16 protein-coding genes are annotated in these 18,987 nt (G+C 64.2%); 10 read left to right on the plus strand and 6 right to left on the minus strand.

Going from position 1 to position 18,987, the window contains the following annotated elements:
• Window positions 1-152: 152 nt before the first annotated feature.
• Window positions 153-1,430: a phosphopyruvate hydratase gene (gene eno, locus AC4NN3_RS03985; RefSeq protein WP_491925809.1), complete on the plus strand. Its 1,278-nt coding sequence runs from the start codon at window positions 153-155 to the stop codon at window positions 1,428-1,430.
• 70 nt (window positions 1,431-1,500) lie between these two features.
• Here eno and AC4NN3_RS03990 read toward each other — a convergent pair whose 3' ends face one another.
• Together AC4NN3_RS03990 and AC4NN3_RS03995 are read right to left on the minus strand one after the other, a co-directional pair.
• Window positions 1,501-2,991, minus strand: a complete 1,491-nt coding sequence (locus AC4NN3_RS03990; protein WP_491925810.1) for an AMP nucleosidase — start codon at window positions 2,989-2,991, stop codon at window positions 1,501-1,503.
• A 319-nt stretch (window positions 2,992-3,310) separates the two neighbouring features.
• Window positions 3,311-3,745 (minus strand): DUF1801 domain-containing protein, encoded by a 435-nt coding sequence (locus AC4NN3_RS03995; protein WP_491925811.1) that lies wholly within the window; start codon window positions 3,743-3,745, stop codon window positions 3,311-3,313.
• A 90-nt stretch (window positions 3,746-3,835) separates the two neighbouring features.
• On the opposite strand from AC4NN3_RS03995, the gene folD reads away from it, so the two are divergent.
• Entirely contained in the window at window positions 3,836-4,738 is a 903-nt protein-coding gene (folD, locus tag AC4NN3_RS04000; RefSeq protein WP_491925812.1) for a bifunctional methylenetetrahydrofolate dehydrogenase/methenyltetrahydrofolate cyclohydrolase FolD, read from the plus strand.
• Between the two features lie 10 nt (window positions 4,739-4,748).
• The gene (locus AC4NN3_RS04005) at window positions 4,749-5,297 is read left to right on the plus strand and encodes a DUF1643 domain-containing protein (RefSeq protein WP_491925813.1); all 549 of its coding nucleotides are present in this window, start codon (window positions 4,749-4,751) and stop codon (window positions 5,295-5,297) included.
• A 9-nt stretch (window positions 5,298-5,306) separates the two neighbouring features.
• Here AC4NN3_RS04005 and AC4NN3_RS04010 read toward each other — a convergent pair whose 3' ends face one another.
• Genes AC4NN3_RS04010 through metH form a run of 3 tightly spaced genes read right to left on the minus strand, consistent with a single transcriptional unit; the run spans window position 5,307 to window position 10,396 of the window.
• Complete coding sequence (locus AC4NN3_RS04010; RefSeq protein ID WP_491925814.1) at window positions 5,307-6,230, minus strand: patatin-like phospholipase family protein; 924 nt, start codon at window positions 6,228-6,230, stop codon at window positions 5,307-5,309.
• Window positions 6,231-6,280: 50 nt separating this feature from the next.
• Window positions 6,281-6,631, minus strand: a complete 351-nt coding sequence (locus AC4NN3_RS04015; protein ID WP_491925815.1) for a hypothetical protein — start codon at window positions 6,629-6,631, stop codon at window positions 6,281-6,283.
• A gap of 3 nt (window positions 6,632-6,634) precedes the next feature.
• On the minus strand, window positions 6,635-10,396 hold the full coding sequence (gene metH / locus AC4NN3_RS04020; protein ID WP_491925816.1) for a methionine synthase: 3,762 nt from the start codon (window positions 10,394-10,396) through the stop codon (window positions 6,635-6,637).
• A gap of 239 nt (window positions 10,397-10,635) precedes the next feature.
• Here metH and AC4NN3_RS04025 point away from each other — a divergent pair, with 239 nt between their 5' ends.
• The 7 genes from AC4NN3_RS04025 (at window position 10,636) to AC4NN3_RS04055 (ending at window position 17,892) form a co-directional block, all read left to right on the plus strand.
• Window positions 10,636-11,700, plus strand: coding sequence for a septal ring lytic transglycosylase RlpA family protein (locus AC4NN3_RS04025; RefSeq protein WP_491925817.1), 1,065 nt, complete (start codon window positions 10,636-10,638; stop codon window positions 11,698-11,700).
• A 46-nt stretch (window positions 11,701-11,746) separates the two neighbouring features.
• Window positions 11,747-12,892: a D-alanyl-D-alanine carboxypeptidase family protein gene (locus tag AC4NN3_RS04030; RefSeq protein ID WP_491925818.1), complete on the plus strand. Its 1,146-nt coding sequence runs from the start codon at window positions 11,747-11,749 to the stop codon at window positions 12,890-12,892.
• A 121-nt stretch (window positions 12,893-13,013) separates the two neighbouring features.
• Complete coding sequence (gene tmk, locus AC4NN3_RS04035; RefSeq protein ID WP_491925819.1) at window positions 13,014-13,700, plus strand: dTMP kinase; 687 nt, start codon at window positions 13,014-13,016, stop codon at window positions 13,698-13,700.
• Window positions 13,697-14,725 carry a DNA polymerase III delta subunit-related protein gene (locus tag AC4NN3_RS04040; RefSeq protein WP_491925820.1) on the plus strand — a complete coding sequence of 343 codons (1,029 nt, stop codon included), beginning with the start codon at window positions 13,697-13,699 and terminating at the stop codon, window positions 14,723-14,725. The genes tmk and AC4NN3_RS04040 overlap by 4 nt, the downstream gene beginning before the upstream one ends.
• The gene (metG, locus tag AC4NN3_RS04045) at window positions 14,722-16,272 is read left to right on the plus strand and encodes a methionine--tRNA ligase (protein ID WP_491925821.1); all 1,551 of its coding nucleotides are present in this window, start codon (window positions 14,722-14,724) and stop codon (window positions 16,270-16,272) included. The genes AC4NN3_RS04040 and metG overlap by 4 nt, the downstream gene beginning before the upstream one ends.
• The gene (locus AC4NN3_RS04050) at window positions 16,273-17,052 is read left to right on the plus strand and encodes a TatD family hydrolase (RefSeq protein ID WP_491925822.1); all 780 of its coding nucleotides are present in this window, start codon (window positions 16,273-16,275) and stop codon (window positions 17,050-17,052) included.
• A 3-nt stretch (window positions 17,053-17,055) separates the two neighbouring features.
• Complete coding sequence (locus tag AC4NN3_RS04055; protein ID WP_491925823.1) at window positions 17,056-17,892, plus strand: MBL fold metallo-hydrolase; 837 nt, start codon at window positions 17,056-17,058, stop codon at window positions 17,890-17,892.
• Window positions 17,893-17,900: 8 nt separating this feature from the next.
• Here AC4NN3_RS04055 and AC4NN3_RS04060 read toward each other — a convergent pair whose 3' ends face one another.
• A complete protein-coding gene (locus AC4NN3_RS04060) occupies window positions 17,901-18,902 on the minus strand; it encodes a TIGR03842 family LLM class F420-dependent oxidoreductase (protein WP_491925824.1) in 1,002 nt (333 codons plus the stop codon).
• Window positions 18,903-18,987 lie beyond the last annotated feature (85 nt).

The following is an 18,987-nucleotide window of genomic DNA, read 5'->3' on the forward strand; positions in this document are numbered from 1 at the left end:
GGAGCTGCATGAAGGCTCGCTGCGACAGTGCCCGCGGCGCCGCCCGGCCGTGCCGAAAGTCGGATTTTTTGCTGGTGCCCTCTTTTCCTTGTCATGGGGGGCGTCTAACAGAGAGCCAGCAATCGCGAGAACCGATACCGGAAGGGCTTTCCATGTCTTCAATCATCCATGTCACCGGCCGCCAGATCTATGACAGCCGCGGCAATCCCACGGTCGAAGTTGACGTGGTGCTGGACGACGGCAGTTTCGGCCGCGCGGCGGTGCCATCGGGCGCCTCGACCGGCGCGCATGAAGCCGTCGAACTGCGCGATGGCGGCAAGAAGTACAATGGCAAGGGCGTGACCCAGGCCGTCGAGAACGTCAATTCGGTGATCTTCGACGAGATCCAGGGCATGGACGCACTCGACCAGCTCGGCGTCGACCAGGCCATGATCGAGCTCGACGGCACCCCCAACAAGAGCCGTCTCGGCGCCAATGCCATTCTGGGCGTGTCGCTGGCCGTGGCCAAGGCCGCTGCCGAGTCGAGCGAACTGCCGTTCTACCGCTATATCGGCGGCCCCAATGCCCATGTGCTGCCCGTGCCGATGATGAACATCATCAATGGCGGCGAGCATGCCGACAACCCGATCGACATGCAGGAATTCATGATCCTGCCCGCCGGCGCGGAAAACCTGGCCGATGCCGTCCGCATCGGCTCGGAAATCTTCCATACGCTCAAGAAGAACCTGTCGGCGGAAGGCTTCAACACCTCCGTTGGCGATGAAGGTGGCTTTGCTCCCAATCTCAAGTCGGCCGACGAAGCGCTTGGCTTCATCATGCGCTCGATCGAGAAGGCCGGCTACAAGCCCGGTGAAGACGTGTTCCTCGGCCTCGACTGCGCTGCCACCGAGTATTTCAAGAACGGCAAATACGAGATGGTCGGCGAGGGCAAGTCGCTGTCTTCGGACGAAAACGTCGCCTTCCTCGCCGATCTGGCAGCCCGCTACCCGATCATCACCATCGAAGACGGCATGGGCGAGGACGACTGGGAAGGCTGGAAGGCGCTGACCGAGGCCATCGGCGACAAGGTGCAACTGGTGGGCGATGATCTGTTCGTCACCAATACGGCCCGCCTCGTGTCGGGCATCAAGATGGGCGTCGCCAATTCCATCCTGGTCAAGGTCAACCAGATCGGCTCGCTCAGCGAAACCCTCAATGCCGTCGATACCGCGCATCGCGCCGGCTACACCTCGGTGATGTCGCATCGCTCGGGCGAAACCGAAGATTCCACGATTGCCGACCTAGCCGTGGCGCTCAACTGCGGGCAGATCAAGACCGGCTCGCTCAGCCGCTCGGATCGCCTGGCCAAGTACAACCAGCTGATCCGCATCGAGGAGCAGCTGGGCTCGTCGGCCAAATATGCCGGCTATTCGGTGGTCAAGGGCCGCTGATCGCCGAAATGAATGCAAAAGCCCGGTGGTGACACCGGGCTTTTTGTTTTCTGAACGGAAATGACGAGCCCTACTGAAACGCCGTCTCGGCAAAGCTGCGCAGCTTGCGCGAGTGGAGCCGCTCGGGGGGCTGGTCGCGCAGGATTTCCATGGCGCGCAGGCCGATCAGCAGGTGCCGGTTGATCTGGGTGCGGTAGAAATCCGAGGCCATGCCGGGCAGCTTGAGCTCGCCATGCAGCGGCTTGTCGGAGACGCAGAGCAGCGTGCCATAGGGCACCCGGAAGCGGAAGCCATTGGCGGCGATGGTGGCGCTTTCCATGTCGAGCGCCACGGCGCGCGACTGGCTCAGCCGCTGGGTGATCTCGGTCTGGTCGCGCAGTTCCCAGTTGCGGTTGTCAAACGTCGCCACGGTGCCGGTGCGCATGATCTTCTTGGTCTCCAGACCTTGTGTCTGGGTAATCTCGTGCACGGCCTGTTCGAGGGCCACCTGCACCTCGGCCAGAGCCGGGATCGGCACCGAAAGCGGCAGGTCGGCGTCGAGCACGTGGTCCTCGCGCACATAGGCATGGGCCAGCACGTAATCGCCCAGTTCCTGGGAATTGCGCAGGCCGGCGCAGTGGCCCAGCATGATCCAGGCATGCGGGCGCAGCACGGCGATATGGTCGGTAATGGTCTTGGCGTTGGATGGACCGACGCCGATATTGACCATGGTGATGCCACGGCCATTGGGACCGGTCAGGTGATAGGCCGGCATCTGCGGCGCCCGGGCCGGCGAGGTGCCCGCCACCTTGCCACCGGCGAGCGCATTGTCGGTCACGACATTGCCAGGCTCGATGAAGCTTTCGTAATGGGCATGGCCATCGGCCAGGTACTGCTTGGCGACGCGACAGAACTCGTCGATGTAGAAGGCGTAATTGGTGAAGATCACGAAGTTCTGGAAATGGGCCGCATCCGTGCCAGTATAGTGGCTGAGGCGGAACAGCGAATAATCCACGCGCGGCGCGGTGAACGCGGCCAGCGGGTAGGGGCCACCGCGGGGCGGCACGAAGGTGCCATTGGCGATTTCGTCATCGGTATTGCCCAGGTCGGGCGCATCGAAGACGTCACGCAGCGGGATATTGAGGGCGTTGAGCGCCTCGCCATCGATCCGCTCATTGGCGGGGACCGCGAAGTGCAGCGGAATCGGGGTATCGGATTCGCCGATGTCGATGGTGCCGCCATGGTTCTTCAGGATGACGGTGAACTGCTCGATGAAGTAATTGCGGAACAGGTCGGGCGCGGTCACCGTGGTGCGATAGATGCCCGGGGTGTGCAGGAAACCGTAGGGCAGGGTGCTCTCGCTCCGGCTGTAGCTGGTGGAGCGCACCTCAATCTGCGGATAGCAGGCGCGCACCTGGCCGGCCGGGACGATGCCCTTGGTCAGGGCGGCCAGATGCCCGCGAATGAAGCCGGTATTGCGGTGATAGATTTCGGCCAGATAGGCCCATGCCTGCTCGGGATCGGTGAAGGATTGCGTCTCGGCGCGCGGCGGGCTGATCGGGGTCATTTCTTGCTCTTTCATGTCGCGGATTCCGGATTGAATCCGCCCTCGGCTGAATCGCGTTGCATATCCGGCAACGTCTAGCTCCTCCTGATGACAGCTTCTGTGCGGCGCTTCAACTGCGGGCCGATTTTCGCGCGTTTTCACATCGGAGTGATGGGCACTTTTATCGCCGCAATTGGCCACCATCTTCTTAGCCAGTTCACTGGCATCGCAAACGACCCCATGCAACCGGTGAGCGAGGAACGTCGTGCTGGCCGCTTGTCCCCCAAGCCCTCAACAGTGCGGTAGGCCGATGGTCCCGAGGGCTGCCAGGACAGAGATGTCCTGGCAGCCCTTTTTATTGGTCCGGCCAAGCGGCGCGCAGTTGCTGCACGGATAGCGCGGCCAGTTCGCCCAGGGGATCGAGGTCGATGTCGCTCAGGCGCTTGACGTAAAGACAACCCTTGCCCAGCCGGTGCTTGCCCAGGCGCGCCAGCAGGGGCTCGCGCTGTTCGGTCGCTTCGGGGAAGTCGCATCCCAGCAGATAGAGACTGAATGCGGCCTTGCGCGGCGCAAATCCGATAAGGAAGGCGTCACCTTCGTGGCCGCTGGCATAGCGGTAGTGATAGTGGCCAAAGCCGATCATGCTGCCCCAGAGCACCGGCATTTCTCCAGAAACCTGCTGCATCAGTGCCAGCAGCACCAGGCTGTCGGCGCGCCTGACGGGATCCTCCAACTGGTCGAGAAAAGCGTTGACGTCGCCGGTTCCGGCTCGGGTTTTCTGCGCATACATGGCTGACCTCCCCGTTATCGAGACGAAGACGGTAGACGAACCGCATGGTGTTTTCTATTGCTGTCCCGCCCATTGCATCAGGAGTTTCCCATGACCGCCCGCATCATCGACGGCAAGCGTTTCGCCGAGGGCCTGCGCGCCCGCATTGCGGGCCATGTCACGCGGCTCAAGGCCGAGCATGGCATCACGCCGGGCCTGGCCGTGGTCATTGTCGGCCATGATCCGGGCAGCCAGGTCTATGTGGCGCAAAAGGCCAAGCAGACCGTGGAAATGGGCATGCATTCGGAAAAATACGAACTGTCCGAGACCGCCAGTGAGGCCGAAGTGCTGGCCCTGGTGCAAAGGCTCAATGCCGATCCGGCCATTCACGGCATCCTGGTGCAATTGCCGGTGCCCGACCATATCGACTCCAAGAAGATCATCGAAACCATCGACCCGGCCAAGGATGTCGACTGCTTCACCCCGGCCAGCGTCGGCAAGCTGGTGATCGGCCTGCCGGGGCCGGTCTCCTGCACGCCGCTGGGCTGCCTGATGCTGCTGCGCGACACGCTGGGAGACCTCTCGGGCCTGCATGCCGTGGTCGTGGGGCGCTCCAACCTGGTCGGCAAGCCGATGGCCCAGCTGCTGCTGCGCGAGAACTGCACGGTCACCATGGCGCATTCACGCACCAAGGACCTGCCCGCCATGGTGCGCCAGGCCGATATCGTCATTGCCGCGGTCGGCCGGCCCGAAATGATCAAGGGCGACTGGATCAAGCCGGGCGCCACCGTCATCGATGTCGGCATCAACCGCATCGACGCGCCCGAGCGCGGCGAGGGCAAGACACGCCTTTTAGGCGATGTCGACTTCGCCTCAGCCAGCGCGGTCGCCGGCGCCATTACCCCGGTACCTGGCGGCGTCGGTCCCATGACCATTGCCTGCCTCCTGGCCAATACCGTCACGACGGCGAGCCTGATCAATGGCCTCGTGCCGCCCAGCGACCTGACGGCCTAGGACGGCCTTGATGAGCCCAGACGCCCATGACCCCGGCGGAAAGGTGCGCCTGGCGCTGATGCCGGGCGTCCGCGGCGATGCGACCTTCAGCGCGGATGGCCGCTATCGCCAGCTGATGCGGCGCTGGACCGGCGAGACGTTTCCCGGCCGCTACATTCTCTTCATCGGCATGAATCCGAGCACTGCGGATGCGTCGGTCAACGACCCGACCTGCGCCCGCGAATGGACCTTTGCCTGCCGCGAGGGGTTTTCCGGCATGGTCAAGGCCAATGTCGGGGACTATCGCGCCACCGACCCGAAAAATCTGCTGGCGCCGGGCATTGCGGCGGTGTCGCCGGACAATCTGCCGGCCATCCGAGCGGCCGCGGCCGGGGCGGACCGCGTGGTGCTATGCCATGGCAAGCTCAACAAGGCACTGGCGCCAGCCGGGCGCATGCTGGTCGAGGCCCTGCGGGCCGACGGCATTGTCCTGTGGTGCTTTGGCACCAATGGCGACGGCTCGCCCAAGCATCCGCTCTATCTGCGCGGCGACACGCCGCTGCAGCCGTTTCCCGGCTGAGGGCGACGTTCAGTCTGGCCTGATGCCCCGCAGGCGGGCTTCGATCACCGGCAGGGCCTGTTCTGCCGCCGCCCGGCCGGCGGCGATGGCCTCGGCGGCGCGGTGAAATTCCAGCAGGCCGATGCCGCTGACGGCGGGCAGGATCATGGCATGGGGCGGCTCACCGGCCAGGCGCGAGCGGGTGATGTGGTTCTGCATGATGTCGACCGAATTGGCCAGCACGTCGAAATAGCCCGGCGTCTGGCTGGCGCCAAAAAAGCTGAGCGATGACATCTGCGCCTGCACCGAGGCCGGGATCGAGCGGATCAGGTCGAGCAGGCTTTCCGGCCGGGGCGGCGCGGCGGGGGCCGGCTCAGCCGGGCTGACCAGGGGGCGTCCGGACAGTTCGTCATTGAGATTGATGGCAATGGTGAAGTCGGCGCCCATGGCGCGGCACAGCGAAACCGGCACCGGATTGACCAGACCACCGTCGGCGAGCCAGCGCCCGTCGATACTGGTGGGGCTGAACAGGCCCGGCATGCCGATCGAGGCCCGGACCGCCGCTGCCAGCGGGCCGGAACGCAGCCAGATCTCCCGGCCGCTGGTGATGTCGGTGGCGACGGCGGCGAAGGGCAAAGGCAGGTCCGCCATGGTGGCGGGCAGGCCCAGGCCGGTGAGCCAGTTGACGATATTGGTCCCATCGACGAGGCCGCCGGCCAGCACATTGACGTCGACCATGGCGGCCACGGCACGCCAGTCGGCGCCCATGGCCCAGTCGCGCAGCGCCTCGAGCCGGCCGCTGGCATGCACGGCGCCGACCAGTGCGCCCATGGAGGTGCCGCAGACGATGTCGGGCTTGATGCCGGCCTCGGTCAGCACGTCGATGACGCCGATATGGGACCAGCCCCGGGCGGCGCCGCTCCCCAGGGCCAGGGCAATCGTGGTCTTGGCCATACTCGGTCTCCCGCTGGTAACCGTAACCTGTTGGCTAGGCGGGAGGAAGTTTACGCTGCATCGGCCAGATAGAACAGCCGTGCCACGCTGTGGTCACGCAGGGCCTGCGCCGGCAGCTTGCCGGTCAGCGCCGCCACCACCACCGAGGGATCGGGCAGGGCGCTGGCATCGACGATCACCCGGGTGAAGGCCGGGCGCAGGCCGCGCTTGACCTCTTCGAGCAGGTCATAGAGCAGGGCCCGCACATCGGTACGCGTTGCGCAGGCCAGGCAGTGCTGGCCATCGGGGTGGCCGTGCCCGCTATTGGCCGGCAGGCGCAGCAGCACGGTGCCGGCGTCGAGCGCCAGCAGCTTGCCGGGCTCCGATACCAGCACCACGGGGATGGGTTCCACTTTGGCCATGGCTCACTCCGCCGCCGCGATGGCGGGACCGGGAATGTAGTTCAGGATCGGCCCGAGCCAGCGTTCCACTTCGGCCACGCTCATGCCCTTGCGCCCGGCATAGTCGAGCACCTGGTCGCGCTCCACCTTGGCCACGCCGAAATAATAGGCTTCGGGATGGGCATAATAGAAGCCCGAGACCGAAGAGCCGGGCCACATGGCAAAGCTCTCGGTCAGGGTTACCCCGGCATTCTTCTCGGCATCGAGCAGGCGGAACAGGGTGGTCTTTTCCGTATGGTCGGGCTGGGCCGGATAGCCGGGGGCCGGGCGGATGCCGCGATAGGTTTCGAGCGACAGCTCGGCCGGGCTCTGCGTCTCGTCACTGGCATAGCCCCAGAACTCGCGGCGTACCCGGGCATGCATCATCTCGGCCAGGGCCTCGGCGAAGCGGTCGGCCAGCGCCTTGACCAGGATGGACGAGTAGTCGTCATTCTGCTTTTCGAAACGTTCGGCGATGGCCACCTCTTCGAGGCCGGCTGTCACCACAAAGGCGCCGAGATAATCGGCCACGCCGCTTTCGACGGGCGCGACGAAATCGCTCAGCGCCATGTTCGGCTTGCCGTCGCGCTTGCTCAGCTGCTGGCGCAGGGTGAAGAGGGTTGCCAGTTCTTCCTGGCGGCCCTCGTCGGTATAGAGCCTGATGTCGTCGCCACTGGCATTGGCCGGCCAGAAGCCGACCACGGCGCGCGGCTTGAACCAGCTTTCGTCGATGATCAGTTTGAGCATGGCCTGGGCATCGCCGAAGAGCTGGCGCGCCGCCTCGCCCTGGCGTTCGTCCTCGAGAATGGCCGGGTAGCGACCCTTGAGCTCCCAGGTCTGGAAGAAGGGCGTCCAGTCGATATACTCGGCCAGAGCGGCCAGGTCGAAATCCTCGAACACTTTGGTGCCAGTAAAGCTCGGCTTGGGCGGCGCATAGGCGTTCCAGTCCGCCTTGAAGGCATTGGCGCGCGCCGTGGTCAGCGGCAGGCGCTTCTTGTCCTCTTCGGCGCGCAGATGGGCATTGGCGGCCTTGGCATATTCGGCCTTGATGTCGGCGATGAAGCTGACCTTGGTATCGGCGGACAGCAGATTGCCCACCACGCCGACGGCGCGGCTGGCGTCGTTGACATAGACGGTCTGGCCGCGCTCGTAGCGCGGATGGATCTTGACGGCCGTATGCACGCGACTGGTGGTCGCCCCGCCGATCAGCAGCGGAATGTCGAAGCCTTCGCGCTCCATCTCGGCGGCCACATGCACCATTTCGTCCAGCGAGGGCGTGATCAGGCCGGAGAGGCCGATGATGTCGACATTCTGTTCCCGCGCGGTCTGCAGGATCTTGGCCGTCGGCACCATGACGCCGAGGTCGATGATCTCGTAGTTATTGCAGGAGAGGACCACGCCGACGATGTTCTTGCCGATATCGTGCACGTCGCCCTTGACCGTGGCCATCAGCACCTTGCCGGCGCTCTGGCGGCCGGTGGCATTGCCGTCGGCATTCTTCTCGGCTTCCATATAGGGCAGCAGCAGCGCCACGGCCTGCTTCATCACCCGGGCGGATTTGACCACCTGCGGCAGGAACATCTTGCCCGAACCGAAGAGGTCGCCGACAATGCTCATGCCAGCCATCAGCGGGCCCTCGATGACATGCAGCGGCCGCGCCGCCTTGAGGCGCGCCTCGTCGGTATCGGCGTCGATATATTCGGTAATGCCGTTGACCAGAGCATGGGCGATGCGGTCCTCGACGGACTTTTCGCGCCAGCTCAGGTCCTTGGCGGCGGCTTCCTTGCCGGCCGTGCCGCGATAGCGCTCGGCGATCTCGAGCAGGCGATCGGTGCTGTCGTCGCGCCGGTTGAGGATCACGTCCTCGCAGGCGTCGCGCAATTCAGGGTCGATGCTCTCATAGACCGCGAGCTGGCCGGCATTGACGATGCCCATGTCCATGCCGTTCTGGATGGCATAGTACAAAAACACCGCATGCATGGCCTCGCGCACCGGCTCATTGCCGCGGAACGAGAAGCTGAGATTGGAGATGCCGCCCGAAACATGGACGTGGGGCAGGGTGTCGGTGATGATCTTGGTCGCCTCGATGAAGGCAACCCCGTAACCATTGTGTTCCTCAATGCCGGTGGCCACGGCGAACACATTGGGATCGAAAACAATGTCTTCGGGCGGAAAGCCGACTTCTTCGGTGAGGAGCTTGTAGGCGCGGCTGCAGATCGCCACCTTGCGCTCGAGCGTATCGGCCTGGCCCTGCTCGTCAAAGGCCATGACCACGACGGCGGCGCCATAGGCGCGCACCAGGCGGGCATATTTGAGGAAGGACTCCTCGCCCTCCTTCATGGAGATGGAATTGACCAGCGCCTTGCCCTGCACGCATTTCAGGCCCGCCTCGATCACGTCCCACTTGGACGAGTCGATCATCAACGGCACCTTGGCGATATCGGGCTCGGCGGCGAGCAGGTTGAGATAGTCGATCATCACCTGCTGGCTGTCGATCAGGCCCTCATCCATGTTGATGTCGATGATCTGGGCCCCGTTGGCCACCTGGTCGCGCGCCACGTCGAGCGCGGCATGGTAATCGCCCGCGGTGATCAGCTTGCGGAAGCGGGCCGAGCCGGTGACATTGGTGCGCTCGCCGATGTTGACGAAGGGGATTTCCGCCGTCAGCGTAAAGGCTTCGAGCCCGGACAGGCGCAGCTTGCGCTCGATCTCCGGCACGACGCGCGGGGCATATTTGCTGACCGTCTGGGCGATGGCGCGGATGTGGTCGGGTGTCGAGCCGCAGCAGCCGCCCACGATATTGAGCAGGCCTTCGCTGGCGAACTGCTCGAGCTGGCTGGCCATCAGCTCGGGCGTCTCGTCATAGCCGCCGAACTCGTTGGGCAGGCCGGCATTGGGATAGGCGCAGATCAGCGTATCGGCGACCGATGAGAGCTCGGCAATGTGTTCGCGCATCAGGTCGGCGCCCAGGGCGCAGTTGAGGCCGATGGTGAAGGGCTTGCCGTGGCGCAGCGAATACCAGAAGGCCGTCGGCGTCTGGCCCGACAGGGTGCGACCGCTGAGATCGGTGATGGTGCCCGAAATCATGATCGGCACATCGATTCCACGATCCTCAAAGAGCCGCTGGGCGGCAAAGATGCCGGCCTTGGTGTTGAGCGTGTCGGTGATGGTCTCGAACAGCAGCAGGTCGGCGCCGGCATCGACCAGGCCGCGAATGGCCTCGCCATAGGCGATGACCAGCTCGTCAAAGGTGATGGCGCGGTGACCCGGACTGTTGACGTCCGTCGACATGGACGAGGTCTTGTTGGTCGGCCCCAGCGCCCCGGCGACGAAGCGCCGGCGGCCGTCTGCCGCCTGCGCCCGTAAGGCGGCGCGGCGGGCCACGACCACGCCCTGGAAATTGATGTCATAGACGTCGCCTTCGCAGCCATAGTCGGCCTGGGCGACCGAGGTTGCCGAAAAGGTATTGGTCTCGGCAATGTCGGCGCCGGCCATGTAATATTCGAAATGTATGTCCTCGACGGCCTGCGGCTCGGTCAGCACCAGCAGGTCATTGTTGCCCTGCAGCGGCAGCGTCCAGTCCTTGAAGCGGGTACCGCGGAAATTCTCCTCGGTGAATTTCAGCCGCTGCAGCATGGTGCCCATGGCGCCGTCGAGGATCAGGATACGCTCCTGCGCGGCCTCAGCCAGCGCGGCGCGCACTTCGGTCCAGTCAGGGATAGCGGGCAGCTGCTCGGAAAGGCTCATCGCCATTCACCTCGGTTCATCAGTCATCTCAATTGACATAAAGATATCTTTATATCCGCTCGGGCGCAAGCTTTGCCCAATCCAGGGTGCCTGGCTGGAAAATGGCGCGCATTCGATCCAAATGCCACGGGCGGCGATAACAATCTGTTCGCCTTAACCTCCTCTAAACCAGAAATCTGTTCTTAGCGGGCGTCGGCCGGCCAATGCGTTACAATCGGCAGTCGCAGTTAGGTAAGCGTATGAGTATGAGTATCGTGACGACACCATGGCGCCGTGCCCTTAATTTCGTCGCCCTGGCGGCCCTGATCGCCCCGATGATCGCTGCCTGCGGCGGCGGCGGCCTGGGTGCCACGGTCAAGCGGTCGGCGTTCAGCTCCAAGGAATATGGCGTCACCTCGTCGCCGCGCGTTACCAACAATCCCAATCCGCCCAAGGGTGGCGGCCGCTATCAGGTCGGCAAGCCCTATACCGTGCGCGGCAATGTCTATGTGCCCAAGGAAGATCCCAACTACGTCGCCAGCGGCGACGCGTCCTGGTACGGCTCGGATTTCCATGGCCGCCGCACGGCCAATGGCGAGATCTTCTCGGCCAATGCCATTACCGGCGCGCATCCGACGCTGCCGCTGCCCAGCTATGTGCGCGTCACCAACCAGGCCAATGGCCGCTCGGTGGTGGTCCGGGTCAATGACCGCGGCCCCTATATGCCCGGCCGCATCATGGACCTGTCGCATCGCGCTGCCGAAATGCTGGGCTATGTGAACAATGGTCATACCCAGATCCAGGCCGAATATGTCGGCCCGGCTCCCCTGGAGGGCGACGATACCCGCATGCTGCTGGCCAGCTATTCCGGTCCGGCCGATTTCGGCGGCACAGGCAACAGCAATACCCGTTACGCCTCCAATGACGGCACCAACAGCATGGTCGACATGGCCGGCAATTTCTTTGGCAGCCTGTTCTCTTATGCCGATACAACGCCTGAGGAGCAGGACCTGGCCATTGGCAGCGCCCATGCGGCGGTGACGGCCATGGCGACCCGCTCGACCGCGCTCGATACCTGGGTGCAGTCGATGGATGCCGACGCCCGCTCGATCAAGCTGGGCCTGGGCGTGTTCTCGAACCAGGACAATGCCATTGCGCTGGTCGAAGAGTTCGCTTTGCTGGGCGCGGTCGACGAGGAACCGGTCACGGTCAACGGCAAGGCGGCAACCCGACTGACGCTGACGCAGCTCAAGCCAGGCGTGTCGCGGGTCGATGCGCTCGATCTGGCCCGCCAACTTGGCCTGAACGACATAATTCTCTATTAGTCATGTTTGCCGGCAGCAGTGCCGGCAAACAGGGGAGAAGCGGCGCGTGAAACGGCTCGGCACTATTCTGGCAGTCCTCGTAGCGCTGACGTTTCCGGCCTGGGCCCAGGCGGACTTCGACACCCAGGCCAAGTTCGCCATTCTGATGGATCAGGAGACCGGCACGGTCATCTTCCAGAAGGATGCCGATCTGCCCATGGAACCGGCCAGCATGGCCAAGCTGATGACCATTGCGGTGGTGTTCCACGAGCTGGCTGACGGCCGGCTCAAGATGAGCGACGAGTTTTTCGTCTCCGAACACGCCTGGCGCACCGGCGGCGCTTCGTCCGGCGGCTCGACCATGTTTGCCGAACTCAATTCCAAGATCTCGGTCGAAGACCTTGTCCGCTCCGTCATCATCCAGTCGGGCAATGATGCCGCCATCATCCTGGCCGAAGGCATTGCCGGCTCGGAGGCCAGCTTTGCCGCGATGATGAACGAGCTGGGCGAGGAGATCGGGCTGACCGATTCCAACTTCACCAATCCGACCGGGCTACCGGACCCGGACATGTATGTCACCGCGCGCGACCTGGCCGATCTGGGGCGCTATCTGATTGGCGAGTTTCCGCAATATTACCACTACTTCTCCGAGCCGGAGATGGAGTGGAACGGCATCAAGCAGCCCAACCGCAACTCGCTGATCGAAATGGGCATCGGCGTGGACGGGCTGAAGACCGGTCACACCGAGGCGGCCGGCTACGGCTCGGTGATCTCGACCGCGGAGGGCGGGCGGCGCCTGATCGCCGTGGTGCATGGCCTCACCTCCATGTCGCAGCGCGCCGAAGAGGGGCGCAAGCTGGTCACCTGGGGTGCAAGGGCATTCGAACGGGTGGCGGCCTATGCCGACAATGCCGTGGTGGCCTATGCCGATGTCTATGGCGGCGAAAGCGGCAGTGTTGGGCTGATCGGTAACGGCGAGATTGCGCTTTACCTGCCGCGCGGCTCGCGCAAATGCCTCAGCGCCGAGGTGCACTATACCGGGCCGCTGCTGCCGCCGGTGGTGGAGGGAGATCAGGTCGCCGAACTGCAGGTGTTCTGCGATGATCGCCTGGTGCAGGTGGCGCCGCTCTATGCTGCCCAGAGCGTCGACAAGGGCGGCATCGTCCGCCAGGCCACGGACGCGCTGCGGCAGCTGGCCCTGGGCTGGCTCTAGGCGTTTCAGCGTTTGCCGAAACGATGCAGGCACCTTAGCTCTTTGATTTGTCGCGTTTTCGCAGCGCATAAGTGGCGACACTTTTGCTGAAAACGCTCCAGGACTCGGATACAACGCTCCCATGCTCGATGCGTCCAAAGCCACCCATGCCCGCTTCATCACCTTCGAGGGTGGCGAAGGCGTCGGCAAATCCACCCAGGTCAAGCGCCTGCTGCAGAACCTGCAGCGGCACGACATTGCGGCCGTGCGCACGCGCGAGCCGGGCGGTACGCCCAAGGCCGAGGCCATCCGCTCCTTCATCCTGCAGGGGCGCTCGGAGAGCTGGGGGGCAGGCGCCGAGGCGGTGCTGTTCGCCGCCGCGCGGCTCGATCACGTCAACCAGCTGATCGCCCCCAACCTGGCCAATGGCACCTGGGTGCTGTCCGACCGCTTCCATGATTCCACCCGCGCCTATCAGGGGCTGACCGGCGGCGTCGACGACAAGCTGATCGATGCGCTCGAAACCCTGGCCCTGGACGGCCATACGCCGGACCTCACCATCATGCTCGACATGGACCCGGTGGCCGCCTTCAAGCGCGTGGCCGACCGGGCCGTCGAGGATGGGCTGGCCGTCACCGGCGACCGCTTCGAAAAGGAGGAGCTCGACTGGCATATCCGCCTGCGCGAGGGTTTCCTCGCCATTGCCCGCGACAATCCCGGCCGCTGTGTCGTCATTTCCGCCGCCCAGGACGAGGATACGCTCGAAGCGGCCATCTGGTCCGCAGTCAGCCGGCGCTTTCCCGAACTGCTGCGGGGGTCGCAGGCGTGATCGACCCCAATGCTCTTGACGGGGTGACAACGCCCGAACGGCGCCAGCGCGCCCGAGGCCATCAGGCGGCACGCGCCGCTATTGCCAGCCAGGTCGCCGAGCGCCGCCTGCCGGGCGCGATCCTGCTGCATGGGCCGATGGGTGTCGGCAAGGCCACCTTTGCCTTCGAGATGGCCGCCGCCATGCTGACGGCTACCGGCGACGAGGATGGGCACCGGGTCGAGGAGCAGGTTGCGGCGCTGTCGCATCCCAATATTTCCCTGCTGCGCCGCCGGCCCAAGGATGCCAAGGGCTATTACACCGTCATCCGCGTGGAGGATGTGCGGCAGCTGCGCGACAGCCTGCACCATACGCGCGGCAGGGCAGGGCACCGCGTCGCCATCATCGACAGCATTGACGACTGCAACCCCGCCGCGGCCAATGCCCTGCTCAAGACGCTCGAAGAGCCACCGGCGGACACCACCTTCCTGCTGGTCTCGCACCGGCCGGGCCAGTTGCTGCCCACCATCAAGTCGCGCTGCCACAACCTGGCTTTGCGGCCGATCGCGGCAGACGATGTGCGCGCCATCCTGCTCGAGCACGATACGGCGCTGGCCCCAGCCGAGCTCGACCGCGCCATTGCCCTGTCCGGCGGCCGGCCGCGCCGCGCCTTCGAGACCCTGGCGCTGGAAGCGGATTCGGCGCTGGGCGCGCTGCAGAACTGGCTTGCCGATCCGGGGCATCACCCGGCCGGGGTGGCGCTCAGGCTGGCCGAGGTGCTGGGCGCCGACAGCCAGAGCCCGGAACTGTCCTTTGCCCGCGAAATGCTCGACGACTGGATGGCCGACGAGGCGCGCAGTGCCGCCATGCAGCCGGGCGCGCGGATGCGTCTTGCCTCGGCCAACGAGCTATGGGACAAGGCGCACAGCCTTTTTGCCGATGCAGACGCTATCAATCTGGACATGAAACAGACCCTTGTCGCCATCTTCGACGCGATCAGGAAGCACGTATCGACAACCATCCCCGTTTCCGCCGAGACCCTATGACCGACAAGCCCTTTTACGTCACGACCGCGATTTCCTATCCCAATGGCGTTCCCCATATCGGCCACGCCTATGAGATGATTGCGACGGACGCGATCGCCCGCTTCAAGCGGCTCGAGGGGCGCGCGGTATATTTCCTCACCGGCACGGACGAGCATGGCATCAAGATGGTGCAGACGGCTGCCGCGCAGGGCGTGACGCCGCGCGAACTGGCCGATGCCAATGCCGCCCAGTTCAAGGCGCTGGCCGGCGCGCTCAACGTCTCCAATGATGATTTCATCCGCACCACCGAGCAGCGCCATTTCGAGTCCAGCCAGGCGATCTGGAAGAAGATGGAAGCCAACCACAATGGCGATATCTTCCAGTCCACCTATAAGGGCTGGTACTCGGTGCGCGACGAGGCCTATTTCGACGAGGAAGAACTCAGCGAAAAGGACGGCAAGCGCTTTGCCCCGTCAGGCGCCGAGGTCGAATGGGTGGAGGAGCCGACCTATTTCTTCCGCCTCTCGGCCTATCAGGACAAGCTGCTGGCGCTCTACGAGGCCAATCCCGATTTCATCGCCCCCAAGGAACGCCGCAACGAGGTGATTTCCTTCGTCAAGGGCGGGCTCAAGGATCTGTCGATCTCGCGCACCACCTTTGACTGGGGCATTCCGGTGCCCGATGCGCCGGGCCATGTGATGTATGTCTGGGTCGATGCGCTGACCAACTACATTTCCGGCCTGGGCTTTCCTGACGAGACGGCCGAACTGTTCACCAAATTCTGGCCGGCGGACCTGCATGTCATCGGCAAGGACATCATCCGCTTCCACACCGTCTATTGGCCCGCCTTCCTGATGAGCGCCGGCATTGCGGTGCCGCATCGCGTCTTCGCGCATGGCTTTCTCACGGTCGACGGCCAGAAGATGAGCAAGTCGCTGGGCAATGTCATCGACCCGTTTGCGCTGATCGAGGAATTTGGCGCCGATGCGCTGCGCTATTTCCTGTTGCGCGAGGTCTCCTTCGGCAATGACGGCGACTATAGCCGCGACAAGCTGGTCAACCGGGTCAATGCCGACCTCGCCAACAATCTGGGCAATCTGGCGCAGCGCTCGCTGTCGATGATCAACAAGAACTGCGAGGCCAAGGTGCCGGCTTTGGGTGCCCTGACCGAGGCCGACACGGCGATCATCGCCGAAGTGGGCGCGGCCATCGATGCTGCGCAGCAGGCCATGGACGAGCAGCTGGTGCATGAGGCCAGTGGCGCCATCATCGCGGCGCTGAGCTCGGCCAATAACTATTTCGCCGGCCAGGAGCCCTGGGCGCTCAAGAAGACCGATCCGGAGCGCATGGCCACCGTTCTTTACGTCACCGCCGATACGGTGCGGCGGCTGACCATTCCCATGCTGGCCTTCGTGCCCGCATCGGCGGCGCGCCTGCTCGACCAGCTGGTGGTGCCCGAAGGCGAGCGCACTCTGGCAGATGCCAAGACGGCCAACCGCCTCGTGGCCGGCACCGAACTGCCGGTGCCACAGGGCGTGTTTGCCCGCATCGAGCGCAAGGCCGAATAGATGCTGATCGACAGCCATTGCCACCTCGATTTCGAGGCGCTGGCCAATGATATCGACGGGGTGATGGCCCGCGCCGCCGCTGCCGGGGTGACCGGGATGGTGACGATATCCACACATGTGGAAAAGTTTTCCACATACACGGCCATTGCCGAGCGCTTCGACAATGTGTGGTGTTCGGTGGGCACGCATCCGCACCATGCCGACCAAGAGCTGCATATCACCACGGATGAGCTTGTCCGCCTAAGTGCCCATCCCCGTTGCGTTGCCATCGGCGAGGCGGGGCTGGATTATTTCTACGACAATGCGCCGCGCGAGGCCCAGGCCATCGGGTTGCGGCGGCATATCGCGGCCGCAAGGATCACCGGTCTTCCACTGGTTATCCACAGCCGCAAGTGTGATGACGACATGGCGGCGATCCTGACCGAAGAAGCCGGGCAGGGGAGCTTTCCATTCCTGCTGCACTGCTTCACCGCCACCCCGGCTCTGGCCCGCACGGCGCTCGATCTGGGCGGTTATATCTCGTTTTCGGGCATCATCACCTTCAAGAATGCCGAAGAGATCCGCGAGGTCGCGCGTTTCGTGCCGGCAGATCGTTACCTGGTCGAGACCGACGCGCCTTATCTGGCGCCGATCCCGCATCGCGGTGAATCCAATGAACCGAGCTTTGTGCGCCACACGGCCGAGAAGGTGGCTGAAGTGCGTGGCATCAGCCTCGAGCAGCTGGGCGCCGAGACCACAGCCAATTTCGCCCGCCTCTTTGCCAAGACCGGGTTGGCCTGATCCATGCCGGCGGCGCAGCGCATCATCGCCACCATTCTGGGATGTGGCTCGTCGGGCGGGGTGCCGCGCATCGGCAATGACTGGGGCGCCTGTGATCCGGCCGAGCCGCGCAACCGGCGCCGCCGCTGCGCGCTGCTGATCGAGGGCTGGAGCGCGGGCAGCGACCAGCCTACCCGCGTGCTGATCGATACCGGCGTCGACCTGCGCGAACAGCTGCTCGACGCCGAGGTCGATCGCGTCGACGCCGTGCTCTATACCCACGAACATGCCGATCATACGCATGGCATTGATGACCTGCGCGTGCTGGCGCTGCACAATCGGCAGCGCGTCGACGTGTATTTTGGCGCGGCAACAGAAACCCGGCTACGCGAGGCGTTCGGCTATTGCTTCGAGAGCCCGCCGGGCAGCGACTATCCGCCCATCCTCAATGGCCACAGGATTGCCGCCGGCGACCAACTCGACATCGTCGGGCCCGGCGGCTCGCTGCTCATTTCGGTGTTCGAGCAGGAGCATGGCAATATCAGCTCGCTGGGCTTTCGCCTGGGCGGGTTCGCCTATAGCTGTGACCTGTCGGGGTTTCCGCCAGCTTCGCATGCCGCCATATCCGGGCTCGACCTCTGGATCATCGACGCCCTGCGGATCACCCCGCATCCGAGCCATCTCAGCCTGGCCGAAACGCTGGACTGGATCGGCCGCTTTGCGCCCCGCCAGGCGGTGCTGACCGACATGCATGTCGACCTGGACTATGCCCGGGTGGAAGCGACAACGCCGGCGCATGTGACGCCGGCATTCGATGGCATGCGGATCGACGTGCTGACCGGGACGATCCTCAACAAGTAGCCGCAGGCTTACCGGAAAGCCGGGATCACGTGGCGGCCATAGCCGGCGATGATCTCTTCCTCGTCGCCGCTATCGAGATAGATGTTGAACTGGGTCACGCCGGCGGCCTTGAGCGCGTGCATCTTGGCGATGTGCTCGTCAGGCTCGCCCAGCACGCAGAAATTCTCCACCACATCGGGCGTGATGAAATCCAGGAACGGGTTATCCGCCTGGCCGTGCTTGGAATAATCGTAACCGCGGCGTTTCTCGATATAGCTGGTCAGGCTTGCCGGCACCTTGTCGCTGTCGGCGCCGTATTTCTCGACAATATCGGCCACGTGATTGCCCACCATGGCCGGGAACCACTTGGTGGCTTCGATGGCGCGGGCCTTGTCGCCGAAATAGGCGGGCGCCGCAGCCATGACGCGGAAGCCGGACATGTCCTTGCCAGCCGCGTTGCCGGCGTCGAGGCACTGGTCGGTGAACCATTTGCAGAGGCCCGGATCGGCCAGCTGCAGCACCACGCCATCGGCGTGTTCGCCGGCGGTCTTGAGCGCCAGCGGGCCATAGGCGGCAATCCAGCTGGGCATGTCATGGCCGACAGCCCAGGGGAATTTCACCGGGGCAGGAATTTCGCCGTAGGAGACTTCTTCGCCACGCACCATGGCCTGGGTCTTGGCGATGAAATCGGCGACGCGGGCCAGGGTCGCCGGCTTCTTGCCCATGACGCGCATCGAGCTGTCGCCGCGGCCGACGGCCAGATCGAAGCGCCCGCCGCTCTGCTTGGAGAGCGAGCCGAAGATTGAGGCCGCGACCGACCAGTCGCGCACGTCGGGATTGGTCACCAGCGGGCCGAAGCGCATCCTGGTGGTGTGCTCCATGCACATGGCAATGGCGGCGTAGCAATCGCGCCAGAGAATGTGGGAATCATAGAACCAGCAATAGCTGAAGCCGGCATATTCTGCGGCGCGCACCAGATAGCGCGCCCGTTCGGGTTCGATGAAACCCTTGAAGGTAATGCCGAATTCCATGGAGCCCTCCGCCTGTCACTCGGTCATAAATTTGACCAGTCGATCAAAATTCTGGTTCCGCGCCGCGCCAATGTCAATTGCCTTT

This window comes from Devosia sp. MDV22-iso42 (assembly GCF_058629155.1).

Bases quoted from the DNA above. Each gene is read 5' to 3' on its own strand.
- eno (WP_491925809.1), top strand. From the start codon at position 153: ATGTCTTCAATCATCCATGTCACCGGCCGCCAGATCTATGACAGCCGC.
- AC4NN3_RS03990 (WP_491925810.1), bottom strand. From the start codon at position 2,991: ATGAAAGAGCAAGAAATGACCCCGATCAGCCCGCCGCGCGCCGAGACG.
- AC4NN3_RS03995 (WP_491925811.1), bottom strand. From the start codon at position 3,745: ATGTATGCGCAGAAAACCCGAGCCGGAACCGGCGACGTCAACGCTTTT.
- folD (WP_491925812.1), top strand. From the start codon at position 3,836: ATGACCGCCCGCATCATCGACGGCAAGCGTTTCGCCGAGGGCCTGCGC.
- AC4NN3_RS04005 (WP_491925813.1), top strand. From the start codon at position 4,749: ATGAGCCCAGACGCCCATGACCCCGGCGGAAAGGTGCGCCTGGCGCTG.
- AC4NN3_RS04010 (WP_491925814.1), bottom strand. From the start codon at position 6,230: ATGGCCAAGACCACGATTGCCCTGGCCCTGGGGAGCGGCGCCGCCCGG.
- AC4NN3_RS04015 (WP_491925815.1), bottom strand. From the start codon at position 6,631: ATGGCCAAAGTGGAACCCATCCCCGTGGTGCTGGTATCGGAGCCCGGC.
- metH (WP_491925816.1), bottom strand. From the start codon at position 10,396: ATGAGCCTTTCCGAGCAGCTGCCCGCTATCCCTGACTGGACCGAAGTG.
- AC4NN3_RS04025 (WP_491925817.1), top strand. From the start codon at position 10,636: ATGAGTATGAGTATCGTGACGACACCATGGCGCCGTGCCCTTAATTTC.
- tmk (WP_491925819.1), top strand. From the start codon at position 13,014: ATGCTCGATGCGTCCAAAGCCACCCATGCCCGCTTCATCACCTTCGAG.
- metG (WP_491925821.1), top strand. From the start codon at position 14,722: ATGACCGACAAGCCCTTTTACGTCACGACCGCGATTTCCTATCCCAAT.
- AC4NN3_RS04050 (WP_491925822.1), top strand. From the start codon at position 16,273: ATGCTGATCGACAGCCATTGCCACCTCGATTTCGAGGCGCTGGCCAAT.
- AC4NN3_RS04055 (WP_491925823.1), top strand. From the start codon at position 17,056: ATGCCGGCGGCGCAGCGCATCATCGCCACCATTCTGGGATGTGGCTCG.
- AC4NN3_RS04060 (WP_491925824.1), bottom strand. From the start codon at position 18,902: ATGGAATTCGGCATTACCTTCAAGGGTTTCATCGAACCCGAACGGGCG.